The sequence below is a fragment of the Haloarcula sp. NS06 genome (genome assembly GCF_051122755.1).
GTDB lineage: Archaea > Halobacteriota > Halobacteria > Halobacteriales > Haloarculaceae > Haloarcula.
In genome coordinates this window covers 16,191-40,179 of sequence record NZ_CP184843.1, presented here as the reverse complement: position 1 = coordinate 40,179, position 23,989 = coordinate 16,191, and the positions used below count along the sequence as shown (strand labels likewise).

Here is a 23,989-nt window from a genome sequence, read left to right as displayed (position 1 = left end):
TGTAGCAGACTGTAGCTAGAAAGCGTAGCAGGATGGTTACAGTTGATGCTTGGCGGTCGACCGTTCAGTCCGAGTGTGCGGGAGATCCAAGTTGATCGTTGCCTTCGCTAGGTCGGTCGCAGTCACCTGATCTCCGTTCGCCGAGAGTAGGCGGCGCTTCGAGTTGAAGACGACGATGAGACTACTGACCGCCATCATAACGGCGGCAATCAACGGCGTGATCACGCCAGTCATTGCCAGTGGAAGCGCGATCGCGTTGTAGCCAGCCGCCCAGAGCAGGTTCTGTTTGATTCGGCCCCGTGTTTCACTCGCCAGCTCGAAGACCTCAGGAACGGCGTCGAGACGGTCGTCCAGTACTACCGCGTCGGCCGCCTCGATCGCCAGATCGGTGCCGCTCGAGACCGCGATCCCGAGGTCTGCGCTCGCGAGGGCGGGCGCGTCGTTCGTTCCATCGCCGATCATTGTCGTCGTCCCGCGCTCCCGGAGACCCTGGACGATCGCTTCCTTGGACTCGGGGCGCACGCCTGCAAATACGTGATCGATCGCTGGATGGTTTGCAAATGTTTCGGTCATCCGTTCGTCGTCGCCCGTCAGCACGACGATTTCCCGGTCCGCATCCGTGAGATCGGAAACCACGCGCTCCCAATTCTCACGCGGCGTATCTCGGACCGAGACGATTCCCTGGACGACACCGTCCCAGGCAACCGCCGTGGGATGAGTGCCCGATTCGTAGGCGTCCGTGACGGCCGCGTCGATCTCCGCTGGAATCGTCCACTCGTCGGCGTCGAAGGAGTCCGGATGGCCGACAACCACACGGGTATCGTCGACGAGGGCTGACACGGTACGATCGGCGCTCTCGAAACCCGACACAGAACGTGTGGTCGGCGGGGCGGTATCGTCGATCGCAGCGGCGATGGGATGGCTCGACCGGCGTTCGACGGCGGCCGCCATCGCAAGCACTTCGTCAGGATCGTCGCCAGCGACGTCCACAAGCTCCATCTCCCCCGTGGTGAGCGTCCCAGTCTTGTCGAACACGACGACCGCGGAGTCGTCGATCCGCTCGAGCACTGTCTCGTTGAGAACGAGTATGCGATTATCGGTGGCATCGCGGGTGGCCGCCGCGAGAGCAAGCGGGGTCGCGATCCCGAGCGAGCACGGACACGAGACCACTAACACAGAGACACCGACCATTATAGCTGTATTCGGGTCGTTGCCGAGGACGAACCAGCCAGTGGCAGTCAGCGTGGCAAGCCCGAGTACGAACGGAACGAACAGTACCGCAAAGCGGTTGACAATATGCTGGACACCCGTCGCAGAACTCTTGACGTTCCAGAGGAGTTCGACGAGGCGATCCATCGTGCTGGTGTTTTCTGGACCAACTTCGACGACGATCGCATTGTCTGTAGGGATCGACCCGCCGAGTACAGTGTCCCCGACGGATTTCCGTTGCGGGAGAGATTCACCTGTGACGAGTGCCTCGTCGACCGCGGCAGTCCCGTCGACGATCTGGCCGTCGACTGGGATCCGTTCGCCAGGTTTGACTAACAGCCGGTCGCCCGGCTCACACGCTGCAATGTCGATGGTTTCGGTGGCCTCGCTGTCGCCGTCGAGCCGGCGGGCCTCCTCGACGCGTGAATCAGTGAGGTCAGCGCGATTGCCGAGTGCAGCGCGTTTGACCCGTGACTCGAGATGGTTGCCGATAGTGACGATTGCAAGGACCATCACTGCGACGTCGAAGTACGGGTCGCGCCCGCCTGTGAGGTAGGTGGCCAGCGAGTAGAGATACGCTGCGAGCACCGCAATGGCGATCAACACGTCCATGTTCGGGCGCCCGACTTTTAGACTCACGTAGGCCCCACGGAAGATGGGGTATCCGAGCCCGATAACGATGAGTGTGCTCCAGACCGCTAGCTGGCCCGAACACCATCGCCTCGACGGTACTCCCGTAGAGGAAGCTCTCGGGATAGATGCCGAGATACACCGGATAGATGAACAGGACGTAAAGAATCAACACAGGCATCATCAGTACCGCCGCGAGTACCGCACGGTATTTGCCGAATTCGACGCGCGAGCGCAGCGAGTCGTTTTCCTCGTCGGGATCGCGGGCCTGATAGCCCAGTCGACTGAGTGCCGCAGCGATCGCGTTGCGATCGATCTGGGCAGGATCGTACACCAGCTGCGCCATTTCGGTCGCGTAGCTCGCACGCGCCTCGTGAACGCCGTCCTCTTCCTCGGCAAGGAGTTCGATGAATCCTTCGCAGGTCTGACAGTGCATTCCGTCGATCGAGAGGTAAGCCGTTTCGGCACCCTCGGGGACATCCGGTCGAGAATCCTGCAGCCTCGACGCGGTCACGGACGGCCGCAATCCAGAGGTCGACGTCCTCACCGTTGTCAACCAGGCGTGCGACCTCGGTACAGCCCCGACAGCAGAATTCGCCGTCGATGGCCTCGTCGATGATTGGGTCTTCGGCGGGAGGTCACAGAGTGTGCAGGTGGACATGTTACGCAACCGCCTCCGAGCCGGCGATCGGTTGATAGTACGGAATGTCGGGCAACGGGAGCATGACGCCAAACCGCATGAGCCCCATCGCTAACAGGACGTATCCGAGCCCAATGAACAACACACCGAGTCCATAGTGGACCACCTGTCGCTGGCGGGTGCTCACTGACTGGATCACCGTTCCGTAGAGGAACACGCTGGATCGTTCCAAGCCCGAGCACGCCGAGCGAGAGGAGACCATATACAGGTCAGCCCGTGCGAACGCGTACAGAAATGCTGGATAGAGAAGCATACACGGCAACAATCCATGGAGTGCGCCGAGGCCCACGATGCCGATGCCGTTGACCCAGCGGTCGATCCGTGTCGAGATCACTGTGTAGGTTCGCGTGAATATTGATCCGATACCAGTATCAGCAATCACACCTTCGACGGCTCCTTGTTGGTAGCCGGCCAATCGGGTGATTCCAATCCCGAGGATTGCCACGCCGATGCAGATGCCGACGACACCCTGGACTGGCCCGAGAATCCCGGCGAGCCCGATGGTCCCGTAGAGGAGCGCGCCAGCAGCCCCGAAGACAGCCCCGATAAGGGCGTAGCTCAGCGTCCGGCCGAGGTTGAACAGCGCGTGCTGCCGCACTTCATAGAGGGTGAGTGCGCCCGACCAACGGTCTTCGGTTTCCATACGCTCGGCGTAGGTTGCAACGAGCGGTCCGCACATTCCAATACAGTGTGCACCGCCGAGGAGGCCAATCAGAAAAAACACCACCAGTCCATAGCCACTCGCGATGCCGATCTCACTCAGTTGTACTAGGACTGCCGAAATCATACTCACGGCTGGCAAAGCCAGCATAGATTAGAGTATACCACCTGTCCTGTGTTGTTGGTTTCGGTTCAGGCCGTGACTTCGAAGGTCACTGCTGAGATTGAATGTTACCCTGCGCACGGTGGCGCGGGGAATCCTGCTCTCACGAGGGCAGGCTTCCTGTTTCGATCACGTGATGTGCAGACACAGACTCAAACTGAGTCGTGTCCGTAGCGGTCACAATCTCCACCTTTGAGAATTCTGCTGACCTGAACTACACCACCGTTGGCGATATAATGATTTGGGGCCGCAGCGGCCGTGTTTAGACGCTAGTCAGAGGGGTTGAGAGCAGTATTTTCCGAACGTCGGAGAAGGTATCGTCAAGGAGTATCGATAATTTCTGGACACCGAGGTGGGTCTGATCAACTTGGATTGGTTGCAGCAGCTGGGCAATCTGGACTGTAGAAGCAATCAGACGAGCTGAACTGACGGTGTCTGTTTCGCCCTGATCGGTGTACAAGCTCACAATAGTCCGAAATTCGGCGTCTAAACAAGGCCCTGGGTTTGTGTACCGAGAACAGCGAAAGGGTTCTTTTCTGTTCCTGAGTCTGATGACGTTAGCCTGTCGGGCGTGAGGTGTTGGCTCTGGCGGCTAAGCAAGCTCCAAGTGAATCGAAAACTCCTTATTTCGGTGTCTGATTTGAACCTATATGGGTCAAATTAGAATCGTCTGGGGAATCGGAAATGCTTCAACCGAGAAGGCATCGTATGATGCAGCGCTAGCAGCTGCGAACGTCTATAATTACAATTTAGTTAGTGTCTCTTCAGTCATTCCGAGCGATGCTGCTCTTGAGGTTATCGGAACTGCTCCCGATTTGGGAACAGTCGGCGACCGTCTGACTGTTGTTCAAAGTCGGAAAACGGTCAAATCCGGTGAGACAGCTGCTGCTGGGGATCGGATGGGCACGCAGTAAATCCGGACGAGGTATTTTCTACGAGTCAACAGGCGATACAGAGAATACTGTCCGTGAGCGCATCAAGACTGGTTTGACTGCTGGGAAGGACCATCGAGACTGGGAATTTCTTAGTGATGGCGATGAAGTCGTCGCTGAGGCTGACCCTGATGTTGACAATTACGCTACTGCCGTCGTACTGGCGATTTATGGGCGATCTTCCCCTATTTATGTAATGCTCTTAAATATGGGAGATCACCGTGATCTAAAAATGCTCCTTTCGATAGGCTTCTTCGATTTTGTCTTCAAGTGACGTGACGTATTCATCCAGAATATTTGGAATTTCATTGTTGAATCGTTCATTCTGGAATCGGTATGTCGGACCAATAACTGCAATCGCACCAAGAATACTCCCATCCGGGTTTTTTACTATCCGACCGACTTCTCGTAACCCATTAACATATTCTTCGTCAGCAAACGCAACTCCCCGTTCCTTGATCGCATCCAGAGATTCAAAGAGCGAGTCTTGATCGGTAATTGTTTTCTCAGTCTGTTCTTGTAACCCCCACTGGTCTACTATCTCCTCAACACGATCCCTCGAGTATTCAGCAAGTATCGCTTTTCCAGTTGCGACACTGTGAAGATAATAGTAGATACCAGCAGCTGTAATCGATTTGGACGTGTGAGAATCCTTTGAGTCAAACTGGCTATCCGGATGGAATGATTCGTGAACAAGAATACCCCGACCGTTGTTTTCAACGACAAATTCTACCTCTTCATCAATCTGCTCAGAAAGATTGGATACAGTCTCTTCAGCAAGAACGTATGCCTGTTTCCGTGACCGCGCGTATTCGCCGTGGTTGAGAAATCGCAAACCAACGTGGTACATTTCACCCTCCTTCGTCAGATAGCCATGATCGATAAGCGTGCGGAGGTGCACATGTACCGTACTTCTCGCCATTGCCAGTTCGGTTGTTAATTCATCTAACGTCGCACCATCCAATCGCTGTATGGTATCTACTATGGAAAGCGAGCGAACAGTTGTTTTGGCTGTCTGATCACCCATACCTAGTCTTTCGAATGTCTAATTATAAGGATTCGGGTATAGTGGACTATTATATATTCTAGGCATTGGCGTTGTCACCATTGAGTGATCAGCGTAACTGCTGAAGACCAATCAGTAGAGCACCCGTTTTCGAGGAAGATCAGCTCAAGAATCGTTCGACAGCGACAGGAGAGCAACTACAGAAAGGTCAAGATTGATGGGCAGAACTATCCAGACTAATCACCGTAGACAGTTGCTACTGCTGGATAAGAACAGACAGGATAACAATCCAGCAAATATCGTCTGTGTCATTAAAATGTCCGACCTGAGATGAGATCGATGTTTGGCGGTGAAAGACGTAATGGAGCGAGGTCAAGATGTCGCATCACGAAGCGCCCATTGATATGAATATCCTCTTCCTGGAAATCTAATTTCGCCAGCGCAAAAAATTATTTTCGAATTGCTAACCTATAAGTGGGGGTGCACGTAGGAGAAGACGAGATGAGCACTCAGAGAAAGACCCAACAGAGCGCAGGCACTGTCGAAGAGAACGCACTCCGGCTCAAAAAGGAGAAAGCGGAACAGATAATCGACGCACTGAACACCGACCTCGCGGACGCGTACGTCCTCTATCACCAGCTCCACAAACACCACTGGAACGTCGAAGGCGCGGAATTCCGAGATATTCACGTGTTCCTCCAGGAAGTGTACGAGAACGTCGAGAACGCGGCCGACGAACTCGCAGAGCGGCTCCAGGCGCTCGGCGGCGTCCCGCACGCCAGTATGACAACGCTCGCAGAGAACGCGACAGTCGAAGCCGAGGATGAAGATGTCTATGACATCCGGACGTCGCTCTCGAACGATTTGGAGATGATGGGCGACATCATCGAGAGCTACCGAGAGCACATCGAACTCGCGGAAGGACTCGGTGACCACGCGACTGCACAGATGCTTCGCGAGCAGCTGGAAACGATCGAGGAACACACCCATCACGTCGAGCACTACCTCGAAGACGACACACTCGTCCTCGAGGCGGCGACGAATTAAGGAACAGAACTCATAATACCCGATGATTTCTAGATACTGAATACCGGTAGGTTCAGGACACTTCGTTAGAGGTTGGTCATAACCCAAAATCGTCTCAGAAATTAGTGATGAATACTGAAACTTTGTTCGGATCTATAGCTGACGATAGTTCAACTAAGGATTCGATGCGGATTACGGTAATTGGTGCTGGTGAGGTCGGGAGAGCGATTGCTGCTACTCTTTCGGACCTTCACAAAGTAGTCATCATTGAACGTGATCAGCGTATTGTAGAGGAACTTACGTATGCACACGATGTGCTTGCTGTACACGGAGACGGACGTGAGATCAAAACACTACAGCAGGCCAGAATCGAACAGGCAGACCTGGTTATTGCGTGTACCGATGATGACGAGGTGAATACTGTTATCTGCGCCACCGCAAAGCTGGTTTCTGATGCTTTCACTATCGCTCGGGTCAGACATCGCACTCTGTATGAAACGTGGGATGGGCATCCAGATGCTTTCGGTGTTGATCATATGATATGCACAAACCTACTGACGTCTGAAGCAATTTTCCGCATCTCTGGGCTTCCATCGGCTCGAGAGGTGGATACCTTTGCTAACGGCCTTGTACGAATGGCTGCATTCGAAATTGGACAAGATAGTCCTATTATCGAACGAGCCGTGCACGAGATAGATAGTGATAATTCATTAACGTTTGCAGCGATCTTCCGCGACGAGGAACTGCTAATCCCAAGTGGGGAGACAGTCATTCAATCGGATGACCACATAGTAGTTATCGGAAGTACCCAGGCTGTGGAAAATTTCGCCTCTGTGATTTCGAGGTCATTACGGAGTCAGACAGACGATATTATTATTGTTGGAGCAACTAAGGTCGGAATTCAAACGGCTAAGCTATTCGAAGAACATGGATATAACCCTCGTTTAGTCGAACAAAATAGTGAGAAAGCCCGTGAAGTTGCCGAAGCACTCCCAAACACGACAGTGCTTCATGGGGATCCAACTGAGATATCTTTCTTAAATCGAGAGAAGATGGGGAAGCTGATCTGATGATCTCTGCACTGGAACATGATGAACAAAATCTGCTCGTAACGTTGGTAGCACGTCAGCTTGGTGTTGACGAAACAGTAGCTGTCGTCGAGAATCTAAGTATACCGGATTATTCGAAACAGTCGGTGTCGACGTGACTGTCAACCCACGTGAGGAAACCGCTGAAGAGATCGTACGGTTTACTCGACTGAACCCTACTGAGAATATCGTTATGCTTGAACATAACCGTGCGGAAGTGATTGAAGTTGAGGTTGCTCAGGATAGTATTCTCACAGACCGCAAGATTGCGAATTCGATAACTGATCTTCCAGATGGAGTTGTTATTGGAGCGATCGCTCGCGACGATGAACTCGTGACTCCACGAGGCTCAACGATAATCAAATCAGAAGATCATATCATTTTATTCGTGGATGCTAATATACTCGACGAGGTTACTGAGGCAATTTAGAAACAATATTCACTACAGTTTGAAAGCTCCAGCTACAAGTAATGGAAAGACGAGTGTGGCCTCTGCCTCGACCTGTGTATAGTTCGCCCGCTCTTCCTTGATTTTACCCCATGAGACCGCCTCGTTTGGCGGTGCACCCGACAGCGATCCATCTCCCTCCATACCCGTCGAGATGTAGACAACGTAATCCGCCCCACCGCGGAAGAGGTTCGTCATAATCGCATGGCGTTTCGGTACACCACCCCCAACCGCAATGAGTCCCGTCGTGTCCGCGAGCAAGCCGTCTTCGATGAGTGAGTCGTAGTCATCCAGAATCTCGATTCCGACGTCTGAATCGTAGCCCTGGCGATAGTAGTAGAGAAAGTTCCCGACTTCGGCATCGGTCAAAGCCGGGCAGTACACTGGGACGTCATTGTCCGCCGCTTGCTTTAACACTGAATCCTCGTCGTCGAGCGTCTCACCTAACTCACGTGCGAATGCCGTCGGTGACCGAACTTTCTCCTCCGCGAAGAAGTCATCGAAGAAATCATATAGATATTCCTCCAGCCACACGTATCGATCAGAGGGAACGAAGAGATTACCAAGTCGGTTAATGCCTCGTTCCCGAAGTGCTGCCTCGTCTGCGTCCCAGTCTCCCATCTTGAACGGTTTTGCTGTCTTGATGACGTCCTCAGTTAGTGATCCGGATGTCGTAATGAGAACATCCACGTACCCTTCTCGGACGAGGTAGGCAACAGCCTCGCGCAACCCCGACGAGATAATATTTGATGTGAATGTGAGAGGGTGTCATAGAACTCTTCTCACACCGTGATGATCTTGCTTCCCGGATTGTCTCCGCGTTCGTAGTTGGTGATTGCGACAACGAGACGAAGACACAGGGCGAGAAACACCTGTGCCCGTGCGTGGACGCGGCCTCGGGCGTGCGTTCGCCCGAGGCCGCAGTCCTTCACTGATTCGTTGGTTCGTTCAACTCCTGTGCGGCGGTTATACGTCTTGTCCAAGGTTGATTGCTTCAGCTGAACGTCCTCGCTGTGTTTCTCGATGCGGTCTTCGACCCTGTACTCGATGTCCTTCGGATCGTCGGTGTTTCGCGCGTTGTACGGGGCAACTGGCACGACCCCTGCGGCCAGCAGGTGGTCGTGCCAGTCGAGCGTGTCGTAGGCGCTGTCACCAACCATCCAGATCGGCGTGGCGACGGCGAGCGCGTCACGTGTGACGCGCATCGCCGTCTCTTCTGGTGCTTGTTTGCTCTCGGTGAACTCGGCTGCAATCGGGATCTTTTGTCCGGTCGAAACGATCGTACAGCCGTAGCCGTGGTAGTATTCGTCCTTGGTTGGATCGTAGCACTTTGAAGCGTCTTGATCGGCGGGCATCGCCCTCACATCGGTTGAATCGATGCAGTAGGTCACATCGAGCAGGCCGCGACGGGCGGCCTGCTCGACGAGTCGGTCGAAGATGTCGTCAACGACGTGTTCGAGGTCGGTGAGAAAGCGATCGACCGCGTCTTCGACGGCGGTCGATCGAATCCACAGCTCAGCCAGACAACCGTGTTCCGAAGCTCCCGCTCAACCGGACGAATGCCGTAGATGTCCTTGTAGTAGCTGTGGAGAAAGCCACGCATCAACTCTGGTGGCTCGTGGTCTCGTGTTCGCCCCGTCTCCGCCGGGGCGAACACGTCGGAACTTCTTCGAGAAACTCGAAAGAGAGGTGCTCAAACAACGCTAAAGTCTCTGTCTCCGCGACATTGAAGAACGACTCTACCGAAGGATCATCCTGCAGGGTCGCTGAACTCATTCCACCTCAGCGTTCACCCTGCTCTTTGGTGTGCTACTCGTTCTATGACACCCTCGTGAATGTGAGATAGATTGTTGCATCCGCTTCTTGCATACGTTCTGCGATATCGATGGCTTCTGCGAGCTGTGTTGCTTGGAATCCTGTTGACGCATAGGAGTCAAGCATCTCGTGGAAGTCGAATTCGCCGCGAAAGTCGTAGCCACGTACGTCTGGTGTATCAAGGTCTTCCTCACTCTCGGGTACGACGTAATCGTGAGAGTCGTCGTTATCCATACGAGTGGATAACTCGACAAGGGATTTGAAGAACTCGGAATCTGTCGATCGGTTCTCGATAGCACCCAAGGCCATCAACACTGGATTATTCACTATGCCTAAGCCGAAGGTGGCTGTCCTCCGCCCTGACGACACTCGGATCGACGAAGCCGTCTGCTATCTTCAATCACTGGAAGTGTCGCCAATCGCAGATCCAATGCTGTCCATTTGTCCAACAGGACAGGCTCCACAGCAGGCGGAATACCTGCATCTTCACCAGTCCGACCGGGGTTGAACTCGCTGAGAAGCAGGGATGGCATCAAGATGGAACGACAGTATGTGCGGTAGGCCACCAGACAGCAACTGCGTTACGAAATTGCGGCTATTCAGTCGACGTGATTCCTTCGACATTTACTTCCACGGGACTCGTCGAAGAGTTGGCAGACGAAGTTGGAGGGAATACGGTGGAAATCGCTCGCAGTGCACACGGAAGTGATGTACTGATTCGGGGACTAAAGAAGCGGGTGCATCTGTTCATGAAACGCATCTATATCGCTTGAAACGACCGGATACTGCTGGCCAGTCAGTTAAACTCGCCGTAGACGGTGAGTTAGACGGCATACTGTTCACGTCACCGAAGACGGTCAAGCATTTTTTTGAGATCGCTACCGAACGTGACGCTCTCCCCGCTGCAATCCGAGCTGTAGGAGACGGTTATTGGTGCAATTGGGGCACCGACAGAGCGTGCTGTCCGTAGACATGGAGGTTCTGTCGACATTATACCAGCCAGAGCAGATTTTAGGCGGCTAGCTGAAGGATACGGTGAACCTCATTCGAGAGATACAGCATTGACATTCCTCCACGACTGAAGTCGTGGGATTTCTTTCGTGGGAGTCTCAGTCGTCCGAGTCCCCGAGAGCGACCATTCCCGCTCGATATGGTACTCTGGTTTGGATACGCCTCGTTGGCCATTGTCTCCGCAATGGAGGGCGGGTGCTGGTGTTCCGGCCAGTTGTGATTGTTCCACTTGAGGTAACTTCGCTTCGTCTCTAAGGATCCAGGAGATGAGATATTATAAACTCCTGACGGTGAACCAAGTCATTCCAATGATGAAGGCACCGGTACCAGAAACCAACAGTGTTCGTTGATAGCCGAAGATAGTGGCAGCCCCGACACTGAGCGGCGGGCCGATCGTTGTCCCGAGTCTGAGTACGCTCGTCCGGATACTCATAATGCTCCCGCGAAACTCGTCTGGCGCCCGTTCGTTGAGTGCAGTATCTGTGATCGGTTCTGCGAGGCCTTGACCAAGACCGAATAGTAAGAGTGCGCCGGCGACGACATAGATGGAGTCCGCGATAGCGACAACGACGAGACCGATTCCGTAGCTTACGAATCCGAGCGCGATCGATTGGAAGCTCGTGAGCGACCGAAGCACGCGATCACCCTGCATTGCTGTTACTCCCATTGTGACCGCGGGTAAGCCCACGAGAAGACCGATACCTGCTGAAGAGAGGTGATATTCGTTAGCGAGCAAGAACGGAACGGCGGTAAGCTGAGCGCCATAGAGGATGACGAATATGCCGAAGATTGCGAGATAGAGCACGACGAAGGGGATCATCGGTGTGGGCCCGGTGAGGAACTCACGTAGACTCGAGTTCGAGTTGTTCTCGTCCTGATGTGGCTCCTCGAGCAGGAGAACCCCAGGTACAGCGACGAGCAACGCAAGGAGAAAACACGCGAAGGGGGCTGACCATGCGAGTGTTGCGAGCGCACCGCCAAGTAATGGATATCCGGCAGCGCCAACCGCAAGAATCGCCGCGTTGGTACCGATCAACACCCGTCGCTGTTCACCGGTGAAGAGGTCCCCCAAGAGTGTGACCGTGAGCATCATGATCGCACTACTCGCTGCACCCTGGATCGCTCGCAGTGCGAGAATTATGGTAAAATCAGAGATGAATATGATGCCACCCCCACTGAGCCCGAAGACAATGAGGGCCGGGATCAAAGCCGGTTTCCGACCGATTCGATCTGTCAGCAGCCCAATCGGGAGTGTGAGAAGATCCCTGGCAGTGTAAACGCCGATAACAAGAGACTGGCTTGTGACTCCGAAATGTTCCAGGCTTCCTGCACCGCTGGAAGTGCAGGACTGATGAGTGAGACGCCCATGACAGCGACGAGAGTACTCGCAAAGATCACCGCTGCTGCCGGAGATTCTCGGAGGGGTCGTGCCTTTTCCATTCGTTCTACCGGTATCTCCACAATTGGAGCCTGTAAATCATCCGCTATTGGGTGGTCTTCGCCCTATGTCGGGAACTAGATTGACAGGTCGCGACCGCCGGGAGCGACCTCCGACCAGCCGAACGGAGACCGCGGGAAGCCGTGAGGACCTCCTTGCACGTCGCGCAGTTTCATCTGCGCGTAGCGAATCAGTGCTGATTCACGGTGAATAGCTAACTAGTCGCGTTTCATCGCGACGAACGAGTTCGGTCGCACTGACCTCCCGCCGTTCTGCACTGCCTCCGACCCGCCAGCGCCGCCATTTGCGCAACAATCGCTCACCAAGTAGAGACAGTCAACAAAATAGGGGGTCGCTTACTCGACGAGGCGAGCGATGTCGTCGTCGAGTTGACTGTAGATCTTTTCGGCGCGTTCCTCGTCCTCGGGGAAAGCTTCGGATGGGCTCGCGGACCTCGCCGGCGTGGAGGCCGGCCAGTTCAAGGCCCTTCTTGACGGCGGAGACGCTGATGGCGCCGGGGATGGTGTTCTTGACGCCGGTCTCGTCGCGGAAGTTCTGGTAGGGTATGCAGATGTTACGCAGTTCCCGAGCGCGCTTCCAGTTTTCGTTCTGGAGGGCCTCGAACAGCGCGAGGCCGACCTCGGGACGGAAGTTGCTGACGCCGGCGGAGAAACCTTCGATGCCCTCGACCCAGTAGGAGACCGCGTACGGCTCGGCCAGGCCGTTCACCCAGACGACGTCGTCGGCACCGGCATTGACGGCCTCGCCCAGCTTGACGGGGTCTTTCAGCGTGTACTTGATGCCGACGACGCCCTCGACACGAGTGAGATCGGCGAGGAATTCAACGGAGGGGTCGAGAAGTCGCGGGCGTAAGGCACCAGCGGGGCCTCGGCGGCGGCGTCCAGTTCGTGGTAGTAGTCGATGGCCGCCTTCTCGTGGATGTAGGTGTGGTCCATCGGCATGATCATGTGGGCGTCCACGCCGACGTCGTCGTACGCACGGATCAGTTCCTGGGCGTCCTTGGTGCAGCCGCCGACGCCGGCAAGCACGCAGGCGTCGTCAGGCAGGGCCTCGACGGCGGTCTGTGCGCCGTCGATGCGCTCCTGTTGAGACGGGAATGGTACTCGCTGATGTTGGCCGTCGCGAGGAACGTCCGGATGCCCTCGTCGTACAAGTCTTGGGCGTTCTCCGCGAGCTTCTCGTGGTCGATTTCGAGGTCCTGGTCGAACGGTGTGAGGAGACCGACGGCAACGCCGCGCAGACACTCCTGGACCTGGTCGGCTGACAATGACATAATTCATGAGTGCGCCGGCTGTAACATATACCCATCGCCTGCGGGAGAAATGGGGCCGAACCAGGGCGACGGTGGGGGTCCCACCAGCGGCTCGCGGCCCGGACCGCCGTTGAGCCCCGCTAGTTCCAAGCCGCGCTTGATCACGAGAGCGTTGTTGCCCGCCGATAGGGTGCTCCCGGTGCCCGGCTCCTCGCGGAGGTACTCCAACGGCCGCAGGGCGCGCTGAAACTTCCGGGCCCGGTCCCAGTCCCCAGCGTCGAGCGCGTCGAACAAGGCCAGGGCTGCCTCCGGCAGGAAGTTCCCGATGCTGTCGTGTAGCCGGTCGCCCCCTCGACGGCGTACGAGCGGACGTACCACTCGGCGATCATTGACCTAGGTCAACTCGGCGAAGGCGTTCTCGACGGGTCGAGAACTCGACAACGTTGTCGACAGTGACCTTCACGGCGACCTCCTCCTTGCGCTCGCTGAGGTCGACGAGTACGGAGCGGGGAACCGTCAGATCGCGCTTGTAGATGACGATCAGAATATCGATCTCGTCGCAGATCCGGTGGTAGTAGTCGGCCAGCCCGCTCGTGGTTGTAGGTGTGGTCCAGGTGCATGGCTCTCAGCCTGTCCGGGACGACGACTTCGTAGGCCTTAGCCAGGTTCTGGATCTCGGGGACGTTCCCGGCGGCGCCAGCGACGACGGTAGCGTCATCGGCCGTCGTCTCGACGTGAATCTCGAAGACCGCTTTCTACTCGGCGTCAGTCGGCGGCAGTGAGTCTCGCCGGTGTGCCGCAGGGGATGAACAGGTCCGCCCCCGTCGCCTCCATCGCGGCGAGGTTCTCGTCCAGCACGTCGTGATCGACCGACTGCGCGTCGTCGGTGAAGGGGACGGCGGGGTGAACCCGATGGTTTAGAAGTAAATGAGCAAGTGACTGCTGCCCACAATTCGTAAAAGTCCACTTTTATTGGACTAATATAAAGGCCCTTATAAATTGAGGCTCTTTGAATTTCACTCGTGTGAGCGGCGTATGCTCGATACGCAGGGCTGATTTATGACCTGGCATCAGCTTGAGGCCGAATTCTGCGCAGAGGGCTTTGAGATTCCACTAATAACGGCGATCCGTCAAAAGGAGCATGTGCCAGATTAGTTAATCAGACTGGCGGACACGCCCTCTTTTCTATCTAAGCATCTCGAGCACCAGAGATTCGAGTTGCATCAACTCAGAGCTCTTCGGAGCACCCAGTTTAACCCCGATTTAGCAGTGCCACATATTCTGTGACGATCGGTATTGTTTGACTGAAATCATAATAGAACTGTTGGAATTACAAGCGTAGGTCTGTAATTCTGATTCTGATTATTGAATCGGATCCGCCCTGAGCCGTAAATAACAACAGTACATTTGTTATAGTGTCTACGTAGCGTATACCAGATTGGGGCCCAGTCCAAATATACGGGACTTTTATAAGTAGATAGCCTGCTGCATCTATCATCATTTCCTAAGCTAGAATCAGCACTCTGGCTCTGTTTCCACTCTCATTTATTAATGCTCAATTGAGTTTTTCTACCATCCACTCACGACCGATACAAGGAAAGAAACCGCTATACAAAATCGCACGACGGCAAGAGAATTACAACAAGACCAGTATTCCAGAGTTCAAACTGTGAATTCACCAGTTAACCGCTCTCCCACTACACCGTGGAGACACGTGCTTGAATGCCGCGAGTTGGCCGGGAAAGTGCCTCGTACCTTATCTTCGTCGGGCGCGCGTTAGGGTCTCATCGCCTGCTCTCCATCTCTAAGACAATTTGGTCTGAAGCAGCGTCGTCAGCTATCGAAACGTCTGGACGACAGAGCATCATTCAGTCAATTATTTTCCCGAGTGCATCTACAACATGGTCAGCGTGGTTTTTATCGATGATTAGTGGAGGTAGAAGTCGAACGACAGTCCTGCCTGCAGGTAGTGCAAGGACACGATGATTCTATCGCCAGCTCCTGTAGGATACGGTTTGCTCCGCGTTTAACCTCGATACCCACCATCAACCCCTCGCCGCGGATATCCCGGAACTGATCACCGAGTTCCGCCTCTAACTGCTTCTGCAGGTATGTTCCGATCTCGGCAGCATGGATAGGCAGGTCTTCATCGGTAATCGTCGATATTGTCGCTTCAGCTGCCGCTGAGATAAGAGGGTTCCCGCTGAATGTCGACGCATCGTAGCCATATTCTTCTGCAATCCAGTCGCGACACATCGCAGCCAATGGGTAATCCGTTTCCGAGTCCCTTTGCACTTGTGAGTATGTCTGGCACAACGTCTATACGCTCACAGGCCCAAAGTTTGCCTGTCCGACCCAACCCCGTTTGAACCTCATCCAGAATTAGCGCTGCTCCAGCTTCTGTGGTCGCCTCACGGATAGCCTTCATAAAATTGGGAGAGGCAGGGTTGATGCCTCCCTCGCCTTGGACGGGTTCGACTATGACAGCCGCTGTATTGCCATCGAATTGCCGTCGATTATCGCGTCAACATCGCCATATTGGACGAACTCTACGTTCTCAAGAAGTGGCTCATAAGGATCTTTGTATTTGTCCTTCCACGTAGTGGAAAGCGCGCCCATTCTACGACCATGAAATCCCCGTACTGTGGCAATGATTTTCGTGTTACCGGTGGCTGCACGAGCAAACTTCAGTGCTGCCTCATTAGCCTCGGTTCCGGAATTACAGAGCCACACCTTCTCGATACCACCGGGCGCTACGTCCAGTGTCTCGTAGAGCTGACTCCGCACTGCAACGGGATACAAGCCCTACCACATGGTCAGATCCGAAAGCTGTGTTGTGATGGCATCCGTAACGCTCTCGTGGCCATGCCCCAACGGGACACATGCGTAGCTCGCGCCCATATCGAGGTATTCGTCCCCGTTGTCATCGTAAAGATACGGACCATCCCCTTCAACGATCTCGATAGGTTTCTCAGAATACACGAATCCACTCATGTTCAGGTATCACAGATACTACTCTGAAACGTGCTGGGAAATATCTGTCCCACTCCTCTACAGTAGCAGTTCCGACAGACCTCTATCGAACGGTCTAACCATACCCTGTGACCTGTTGTCACTTCTCCCGCTAGGTTTTTGGTAATCCGTTCCAACATTTAGATTCCTATGGGTATGGGTAACTTCGACGAACAAGAGCACGAACACCGAGTGAGAAGAAACTCTCCGAAATTGAATCAGACTCCGAAGAGCAACCGACGGAATATCAGGTCAATTAGCGTTTGACACGGAGGACACTACGGAAGCGTTCCTAGATCGTCTAAAAGAGATGAAGTCCAAGGACGAATAAGCGAATAAATCAAGAAATAAAGCAATTGTCCCAACTCGATTGGATTGATACTGGGCTAGGATTAAGTTCGATACAAGGTTAGTTGCCCATATGGAATCCCTCCTGCTTAATTCAGAAGTAATCACAATCAGTTCCCGGATCAGAGGCGATGAAAAGATGCCGTAGAAGAAGCATTCCAAGCCTACGAGCGAGGGACTGTGGTTATGCCACCGAAGTCATATATTGATCTGCCCCAGTATAATGGTGATTTTCGGTCAATGCCTGCATATGTCGGGGGAGCTGATTCGTCGCGGAGGGTGCTGCAATCAAATGGGTTAACGTCCATCCGGATAATCCATCAAACAATAACCTGCCAACGGTAATGGGGATAATTATCTACTCTGATCCCAGAGACGCTTAGTCCGTTAGCTATCATGGACGCCACCGTTCTTACTCGGAAGCGGACTGCGGCAGCTTCGGCCGTCGCTACAGATCATCTCGCGGTTGACGATGCTCACAGTTTAGGCCTTATCGGTGCTGGAACGCAATCGTATACTCAATTTGAAGCCCTCACTCAAGTCAGGCCAATCAACAAGGTCATCGTGAATGATGTGGACGATGACGCGGTGGACACATTCATTGACACATATCCCGATTTCGAGATTCAGGCTGGTACCGTTCATGAAGCGGCCGCATGTGATATTGTCTCAACTGTGACCCCTGCTGAAGAACCAATTGTTCCACTTAGCGCGGTCAATCCTCAAACGCATATTAATGCGATCGGTGCCGATGCCGAAGGTAAACAGGAACTCAATACGAATATTCTCACAGAAGGGTGCGTTTTCGTCGATAGTTTTGACCAAGCAATTCACGCAGGTGAGATCAACGTACCGTGGAGTCGAGGAGATCTTGATGAAGATGATATCTATGGCGAACTTGGTGAGTTAGTAAGTGCAGGCGATGGATTGGCAATACCACAAAATGAACTGACGATATTCGACAGCACCGGTCTCGCGATTCAAGATGTCGCTGCCGCGCATGTCGCATACGAATATGCAACCGGACTAGAGGATATTCCATCTACAAGCTTGTTCTCTAAATGATATCCTTCGCGCCATTTCACGTCGCAGTTTCCCGTGTGTTGAGATATTATGGTTCATGGGTCATCCGTTCTTATGGGACTGTCGCCCCGTAGATTTGTCGAACAGGCGCACCACAGGCGGTGCCATCCAGCCGGTATCCCTATCCTCTCGTCACAGGTGAGATTCGGGAGCACCTCCTGTCAGATATTCTCGGCTCCATTCACGTCAGCATTGGCGACCAGTCCACAATCTTCGCAGACGTACAATCACGCTCGCCACGCTGGCTATCGTCCGTGGTCCCTTACGAGGCGCACGGTTTCGATGTGTCATGTTCGTCCACGCGCCCGACGCTGATGCCGTGTTCGGCGGCTTTGTATTCCAGCATCTCGCTGAATCGATCGAACGCCCACCCGTGCAAATCGAGCTTGCCGTGGTCGCCCCAATCAGCACTGTCACGGATACCACTCAGGTCGCCCACAGCAATCGTCCCAGCATTCCAGGCGGCACATTCGGTCACCACATCCTTCGAGGCAGCGTTGAAGAAGTGGTGGCGGCGCTCGCGGCGTTTCCCGGTCCAGCCATCGCGCTTGCGGGAATCGCTGTCTTCGCACGTCGCTCGCTCCTTCTGGAAGTAATCATCGTCCTCCTTGAGTGAACTACCAGGATACAGCAGGAGTCGTCACCGACTGCAACCGCTGCGAAATTGCAGATACCGAGGCCGATACCCGCCACCCGGTGGATTGCCAGCATCTCGTCGACAATGCAAACTGTTCACTCGTGGACCGACATATGAACGGCAAAGCGGAAGATCGACTTGGTGACGACTGTGGTTTTCTCAGGTACCGACAGTGATCGATTAGTGCTCAGGTTGTTCGGCCGGCGCTTCCATACTCTTGATCCGGAGAATGAGGATGTTGTTGGTATCATCCTTCCCGTCGAGAACTCCGTTGATGACCAGTTTCGATAGCGGCGTCGGGCCGACGATGACTTCGTCGCCCTCAGAGAAGCTACGGATGGAGCCCTGGAGATGGATTTCCGCGCGACAGAGTTCAGGGTGGTGGACGCTTGAGAGGTCAATTTCCTCGACGTTGGCGTCCTCGACGGCCTCGCCGTCGTGGAAAAGTGGGACTGACGCCGGTTCTTCCATCTGTTCGACATCTAGCGCCTCGTAGGCATTCGCAGTGGGTTTGTATCCGCCCTTCGGCCCGGGGACGCCCTCGACCAATTGGAGCGCTTTGAGGCTCTGCATCTGGTTTCTAATTGTACCAGGGTTGCGGTCGACTTCAGCGGCAATATCCTCGCCCTTGACGGCGTCCTCCGTCTCAGGATAGAGATTAATCAACGCCGTGAGAATAGTTTTCTGACTCGACGTAAGCTCAATCGACGACATACGATAGACTTGGGTAGGCACCCGATTAAAGCTGTTTAAATAAAGAACCCTTCGGAGGCGTCCCTAACGTCGACGACTGAAACGACTAAGCGACGCTCACTCTTGGACTACATTATCGAAGACAACCGACGTCGACGTCTGCTTTCACCTCGGCGCTATTTCTCGAAAAGGCACGAGGAGAACCCCTGGCAAGACTGTTGGGTCACGCCAAGGGATGTTAACACCGTCGAAGAGAGCCGCCACGGAGGCTGTGAGACCGTGGTGTAAACTTCTACGTCCCTCGATTTACGGGAACCGGACTTGAAGATTCCCCATATCCAAAATTATTTTACAAATGAGTTGTTTCGATGTTGGGATATTATCATTTATCAACGCTATCAACTTCTTGAACACACCCAACCATCGTCCAAGTATCCTCATCTGGCCCCTTTCGCCCAACCAGAACGGATTCATTATCTTCACTCGATACAAATCGATATAGATTTTGTTCATTTTCACGGGTCCCCTCTGCCTGAAAATTCTTGCTGAAAAAACTCCGCCTTGGATATCTGGGGTATTATTTGCGATCCATCGTCAAGTATTATTTTGACAGAACCGGGACTAAGGTTATGAATTTGTTTAGCAATGGGGTTGAGATCTGCCATAAGCCACCTACGAGAGGGTATAGGTAAATCGTGTCGATTTGCGATATCCGGTACCTTTGTCACTCGTCTACCCCCCAACAGAATGTCTGGATTGGGTTCGTCTGCTTCGAAGGTCCTCGCCAAACCTGTTGTAGTGAACCGAAGGATGGTGAGATAGTCCGGATTCACTGGTGTTATTCCCGATGGGAAGGCACATTCTGAAATCAAGAGTCGATCATCTCAATCCTCCGATATAGGTGACAGATCTATTATTCAAACTTTATGCTGAAGCGGTTCCACTGTTAAAAACCAATGGTTTGGTCTGTCCGGCTCGATGACGAAGAGCACGAAACAGAGCAATCTGACGACGAAATTGAGGGGACTACCTGCTCAGGATGTGGTTCAGACAAAATTATCCAACAGTCTAGCCGAGGGGAGCGGATCTGTGAAGAGTGCGGGCTCGTCATAGCAGAGGACTTGGTAGATTCTGGCCCAGAGTGGCGGGCATTCAATCATCAAGAACGACAGGAAAAGTCCCGTGTCGGGGCCCCGACCACCAGCACAATGCATGATAAGGGTCTGACCACCCAGATCGACTGGAAAGACAAAGACGCGTATGGGCGAGCAATCTCGTCAAAGAAGCGGTCAGCGAATGCACCGCCTTCGGAAATGGCAGGAGCGAATCCGGACGAAGGATGCTGGGGAACGGAACCTCCAATTTGCGCTCAGCGAGATTGACCGGATGGCGAGTGCACTCGGTGTCCCGCGAGACGTTCGTGAGGTAACGAGTGTCATCTACCGCCGGGCATTAGATGAGGATCTGATTCGCGGACGGTCGATCGAAGGCGTGGCGACGGCTGCGCTCTATGCGGGCTGTCGGCAGGAAGGTATCCCGCGGTCACTGGAGGAGATAGCGGAGGTTTCGCGTGTTGAACGCATTGAAATCAGTCGTACCTATCGATATATTTCAAATGAACTTGACCTCGAACTGTTGCCGATAGACCCAAAACAGTACGTCCCGCGATTCAGTTCGAAGCTTGATCTTCCCCAAGAGGTTGAAGCAAAGGCCAACGAAATTATCGAAGAGACTGCTGATCCGTTACTGTCGGGCCGCGGACCATCCGGATTCGCTGCGGCTGCGATTTATGCCGCCGCAATGCTCTGTAACGAGAAACGCACACAGCACGAGGTGGCGGATGTGGCGCAGGTAACCGAGGTGACTATTCGCAACCGATACCAAGAACAGATTGAGATGTTAGATATACATCAGTAGAACTGGCTACGAAATTCATCCAAGAGACATGACCAAACCCACAGCCGTCTCGGTACGCGACCTTGCGTGTGAGATTAGGACTGGAAGGCAGTCTTCTCTGAATCTCCTTGAGTCAGTTCTTGACCGTATTGAGGCGATCGATGAGTTGAACGCGTTTATTACGGTAACCGAAGAATCGGCACGGAACCGTGCTCGAATGGCTGACGATGCAGCCGGCACGTGGTGACGATCTCGGCCCACTCCATGGCGTGCCGGTCGCAATCAAGGACCTCCGGACCCGAAAAGCGGGAATCCGGCATACGATGGGGCTCGCACCGTTGACTGATAATGTGGCCGACGACGATTCCATCACGGTTGAGCGGCTGGAAGCTGCAGGAGCAGTGATCGTCGGGACGACCAATACGCCAGCCCTTGGTCACACCATCAAGACGGAGAACAAGCTTGTCGGAGCGACTCCGACACCGTTCGACCATGACCGGTCAGCTGGTGGGTCTTCCGGTGGGTCTGCAGCGGCGCTTGCGGCCGGTGTGGTACCGCTCGCGACCGGATCAGACATCGGTGGCTCACTCCGAGTGCCCGCCTCCTGCTGTAACGTCGTCGGGCTGAAGCCGACGTTCGGACTCATCCCCGAGCGCGTCCCCCGTGATGGCTTTAATACGCACTCCCCGTTTTTTGTTGGTGGACCAATGGCACGGACCGTCGAAGATACGGCGGTTTTGCTTGATGTCCTTGCGGGCCAAGATGACCGGGATCCATTCAGCGTTCCTCAACCAGAGACAGACTACACGGGAGCGACTGATCGACCAACTAATGAGCTCTCAGTTGCGTATAGCCCGAATCTGGACTTGCAGCCGGTCTCACAAGTGGTGCGTGAGACGGTCAACGACGCTGTTACAGAGTTGGCGGCTGCTGGCGCTACTGTTGATACTGTCGACCTCTCACTGCCATCTTATGAGGACCTGTCGATGGCGTATGTCACACAGGTCGGCGTCTTTTTCAGTGCGTTCGCCCAACATCTCGGAGACCGATACGACATCGACTTTGCGGCCGCCGACGTCGAAGACACAGTACATTCGACGATCACATTAGGAACGGAAACAGACGCTGCCACCGACCGATTACAGAACGTACCTCGCACTGCTGCATACGAGGAAATTCAGGACACATTGGCTGGCTACGATGTCCTCGTGACACCAACTCTTACTGTTCCACCATATAGTAAGCGTCTCGCTGACGGCTATCCAACGGAGATTGACGGACACTCAGTGATGGGTGTCCCGACAGACGTTATGTTGACGTGGGTGTTTAACATGACCGGCCACCCTGTGGCATCAATTCCGGCCGGATTTACCGACGAAGGCCTCCCTGTTGGATTGCAGATTGTTGGCCGACGATTCGCCGAGGAAGACATTCTGAGCGTCGCTGCTGCGATAGAGCGAGTCCGGCCGTGGACCGATCAGTACCCTGGAGTGTGAATATCGTGGTCACCGTTGGGTAGCCCAGTGTACTGGCTCGCTCGAGAACCTCTCGAATGCCAAGATAGCACCCATATAGGCTTTCACACGAAATACACGGAGGGTCAGTCGAGCATCAAACAATTCCCCGATATTCTGGGAAGATAACATCGAGAAGATAACTGCACAGATCGCCCAGTTGATCGGGACTTTAGCGGAGTCATGGTGAGATATTCACTAAGTATAACAATTGCACTAATATTTGATTTCAGCAAATGGTTATAATGAACGGGGTACAACGTCTCAAGTGCAATGTCCGAGCAATCCGATCCCGAACTGCCACCGCTCCCGTACGACTATGATGCACTCGAACCGCACATTTCCGAGCAAGTGTTGACGTGGCACCACGATACCCACCATCAGGGCTATGTGAATGGCCTGGATAGCGCCGAAAAAACGCTGGCGGAGAACCGCGAATCAGGCAACTCGGTTCATCCGGAAGCGCGATGCGCAGCGTCACTCACAACGGCTGTGGCCATTATCTCCACACGTTGTTCTGGAACAATATGTCGCCCAACGGCGGCGGCGAACCGTCTGGCGATCTCCGCGAGCGTATCGAAGACGATTTCGGCACCTACGAGGGCTGGAAAGGGGAGTTCGAAGCCGCCGCGAGCTCCGCTGGTGGCTGGGCTCTCCTACGTGTACGATCCGGTCGCCAAGCAGCTGCGCAACGTTGTGGTCGACAAGCACGACCAGGGCGCGCTCTGGGGCGCTCATCCCGTCCTTGCGCTGGACGTCTGGGAGCATTCCTACTACTACGACTACGGCCCGGATCGGGGAAGCTTCATCGATGCCTTCTTCGAGGTCGTCGACTGGGAACACGCGACCGAGCAGTACGAGAAATCCGTCGATCACTTCGAATAAGATTATCCAGATCACCAGGCTGAGTAGGCGGCGTGCTTGGAGTCGTCCGAGATGGCAAAAAAGCCGTCTCGTGATGACGAGGGAGGTAAATCTCTCGAACCACTTGCCCTCGAGCCGGTTCACACTATAGCGCTCCACACATCGATGAGCCACGCTTGCACAGGATTGGATGTAACTCGCATCGTGGCTGCACCAAAGCCAAAGGCGATCAAACTCATCAGTATAACAAATTCCGCGTTTGCATTCTTCGTATCAAGAAGGAGTGTGAGTAGCGTGAGTGTCCCGGACATCGCACACATGAAAACTCCCGCCAGGAAGCTCGACACAATAAAGAAGGGATCGGTAAAGCTCATCACGCCGAATTCAGGATCGTAGATGCCAATCACGCTGAGTGTAAACGCGATGCATAGATACCCGAATAACCAAACAACTACAGCAGTGGTACCGAGCGAAGACAGACGGAATATCCGAAATAGTCCTCGCTCAAGCGGAGTGGATGGCTGCCGAGTTCGCCTGAGTGGA

At 54.2% G+C, this 23,989-nt stretch carries 8 protein-coding genes and 15 pseudogenes; 10 read left to right on the top strand and 13 right to left on the bottom strand.

Annotated elements, in window-relative coordinates; translation table 11 throughout:
• Positions 1-64 precede the first annotated feature (64 nt).
• Positions 65-2,500 (bottom strand): annotated as a pseudogene (locus tag ACODNH_RS02535) (heavy metal translocating P-type ATPase).
• Position 2,501: 1 nt separating this feature from the next.
• Positions 2,502-3,326: a sulfite exporter TauE/SafE family protein gene (locus ACODNH_RS02530; RefSeq protein ID WP_434530287.1), complete on the bottom strand. Its 825-nt coding sequence runs from the start codon at positions 3,324-3,326 to the stop codon at positions 2,502-2,504.
• Positions 3,327-4,012: 686 nt separating this feature from the next.
• Here ACODNH_RS02530 and ACODNH_RS02525 point away from each other — a divergent pair.
• A pseudogene (locus ACODNH_RS02525) lies at positions 4,013-4,484 on the top strand (pyruvoyl-dependent arginine decarboxylase); the annotation flags it as partial.
• Positions 4,485-4,520: 36 nt separating this feature from the next.
• Here the strand turns inward: ACODNH_RS02525 and ACODNH_RS02520 are convergent.
• Positions 4,521-5,321, bottom strand: coding sequence for an IclR family transcriptional regulator (locus ACODNH_RS02520; protein ID WP_434530286.1), 801 nt, complete (start codon positions 5,319-5,321; stop codon positions 4,521-4,523).
• Between the two features lie 480 nt (positions 5,322-5,801).
• Between ACODNH_RS02520 and dpsA the strand changes: the two genes are divergently transcribed.
• Both dpsA and trkA read left to right on the top strand, forming a co-directional pair.
• A complete protein-coding gene (gene dpsA, locus ACODNH_RS02515) occupies positions 5,802-6,347 on the top strand; it encodes a DNA starvation/stationary phase protection protein DpsA (protein ID WP_434530285.1) in 546 nt (181 codons plus the stop codon).
• A 164-nt stretch (positions 6,348-6,511) separates the two neighbouring features.
• Positions 6,512-7,844, top strand: a pseudogene (trkA, locus tag ACODNH_RS02510) (Trk system potassium transporter TrkA).
• A gap of 12 nt (positions 7,845-7,856) precedes the next feature.
• On the opposite strand, the pseudogene ACODNH_RS02505 reads toward trkA, so the two are convergent.
• The 3 pseudogenes from ACODNH_RS02505 to ACODNH_RS02495 all read right to left on the bottom strand — a co-directional run.
• Positions 7,857-8,624 (bottom strand): annotated as a pseudogene (locus ACODNH_RS02505) (deoxyhypusine synthase); the annotation flags it as partial.
• 20 nt (positions 8,625-8,644) lie between these two features.
• Positions 8,645-9,638: pseudogene (locus ACODNH_RS02500) on the bottom strand (transposase).
• 54 nt (positions 9,639-9,692) lie between these two features.
• Positions 9,693-9,911 (bottom strand): annotated as a pseudogene (locus tag ACODNH_RS02495) (deoxyhypusine synthase family protein); the annotation flags it as partial.
• Positions 9,912-9,991: 80 nt separating this feature from the next.
• Here ACODNH_RS02495 and ACODNH_RS02490 point away from each other — a divergent pair.
• A pseudogene (locus tag ACODNH_RS02490) lies at positions 9,992-10,647 on the top strand (uroporphyrinogen-III synthase).
• A gap of 315 nt (positions 10,648-10,962) precedes the next feature.
• Here the strand turns inward: ACODNH_RS02490 and ACODNH_RS02485 are convergent.
• Positions 10,963-12,128, bottom strand: a pseudogene (locus ACODNH_RS02485) (MFS transporter).
• A gap of 354 nt (positions 12,129-12,482) precedes the next feature.
• A pseudogene (locus ACODNH_RS02480) lies at positions 12,483-13,420 on the bottom strand (dihydrodipicolinate synthase family protein).
• A gap of 584 nt (positions 13,421-14,004) precedes the next feature.
• Between ACODNH_RS02480 and ACODNH_RS02475 the strand changes: the two are divergent.
• On the top strand, positions 14,005-14,181 hold the full coding sequence (locus tag ACODNH_RS02475) for a hypothetical protein (protein WP_434530284.1): 177 nt from the start codon (positions 14,005-14,007) through the stop codon (positions 14,179-14,181).
• A gap of 1,086 nt (positions 14,182-15,267) precedes the next feature.
• Here the strand turns inward: ACODNH_RS02475 and ACODNH_RS02470 are convergent.
• Positions 15,268-16,393 (bottom strand): annotated as a pseudogene (locus ACODNH_RS02470) (aspartate aminotransferase family protein).
• 552 nt (positions 16,394-16,945) lie between these two features.
• Between ACODNH_RS02470 and ACODNH_RS02465 the strand changes: the two are divergent.
• A pseudogene (locus tag ACODNH_RS02465) lies at positions 16,946-17,824 on the top strand (ornithine cyclodeaminase family protein).
• A gap of 179 nt (positions 17,825-18,003) precedes the next feature.
• On the opposite strand, the gene ACODNH_RS02460 reads toward ACODNH_RS02465, so the two are convergent.
• The 4 genes and pseudogenes from ACODNH_RS02460 to ACODNH_RS02445 form a co-directional block, all read right to left on the bottom strand.
• Positions 18,004-18,069, bottom strand: coding sequence for a transposase (locus ACODNH_RS02460; RefSeq protein ID WP_256397746.1), 66 nt, complete (start codon positions 18,067-18,069; stop codon positions 18,004-18,006).
• 35 nt (positions 18,070-18,104) lie between these two features.
• Positions 18,105-18,320: an IS200/IS605 family accessory protein TnpB-related protein gene (locus ACODNH_RS02455; RefSeq protein ID WP_256397747.1), complete on the bottom strand. Its 216-nt coding sequence runs from the start codon at positions 18,318-18,320 to the stop codon at positions 18,105-18,107.
• A gap of 339 nt (positions 18,321-18,659) precedes the next feature.
• Entirely contained in the window at positions 18,660-19,193 is a 534-nt protein-coding gene (locus ACODNH_RS02450) for an Rrf2 family transcriptional regulator (RefSeq protein ID WP_256397709.1), read from the bottom strand.
• 361 nt (positions 19,194-19,554) lie between these two features.
• Positions 19,555-19,837 (bottom strand): annotated as a pseudogene (locus ACODNH_RS02445) (transcriptional regulator).
• A gap of 291 nt (positions 19,838-20,128) precedes the next feature.
• Here ACODNH_RS02445 and ACODNH_RS02440 point away from each other — a divergent pair.
• From ACODNH_RS02440 to ACODNH_RS02425, 4 genes and pseudogenes are all read left to right on the top strand, one after another.
• Positions 20,129-21,089 (top strand): annotated as a pseudogene (locus ACODNH_RS02440) (transcription initiation factor IIB).
• 28 nt (positions 21,090-21,117) lie between these two features.
• Positions 21,118-22,564: pseudogene (locus ACODNH_RS02435) on the top strand (amidase).
• Between the two features lie 291 nt (positions 22,565-22,855).
• Positions 22,856-23,467, top strand: a pseudogene (gene sod, locus ACODNH_RS02430) (superoxide dismutase).
• A 51-nt stretch (positions 23,468-23,518) separates the two neighbouring features.
• Positions 23,519-23,842, top strand: a complete 324-nt coding sequence (locus ACODNH_RS02425; protein WP_434530283.1) for a hypothetical protein — start codon at positions 23,519-23,521, stop codon at positions 23,840-23,842.
• The last annotated feature ends 147 nt before the right edge of the window (positions 23,843-23,989 follow it).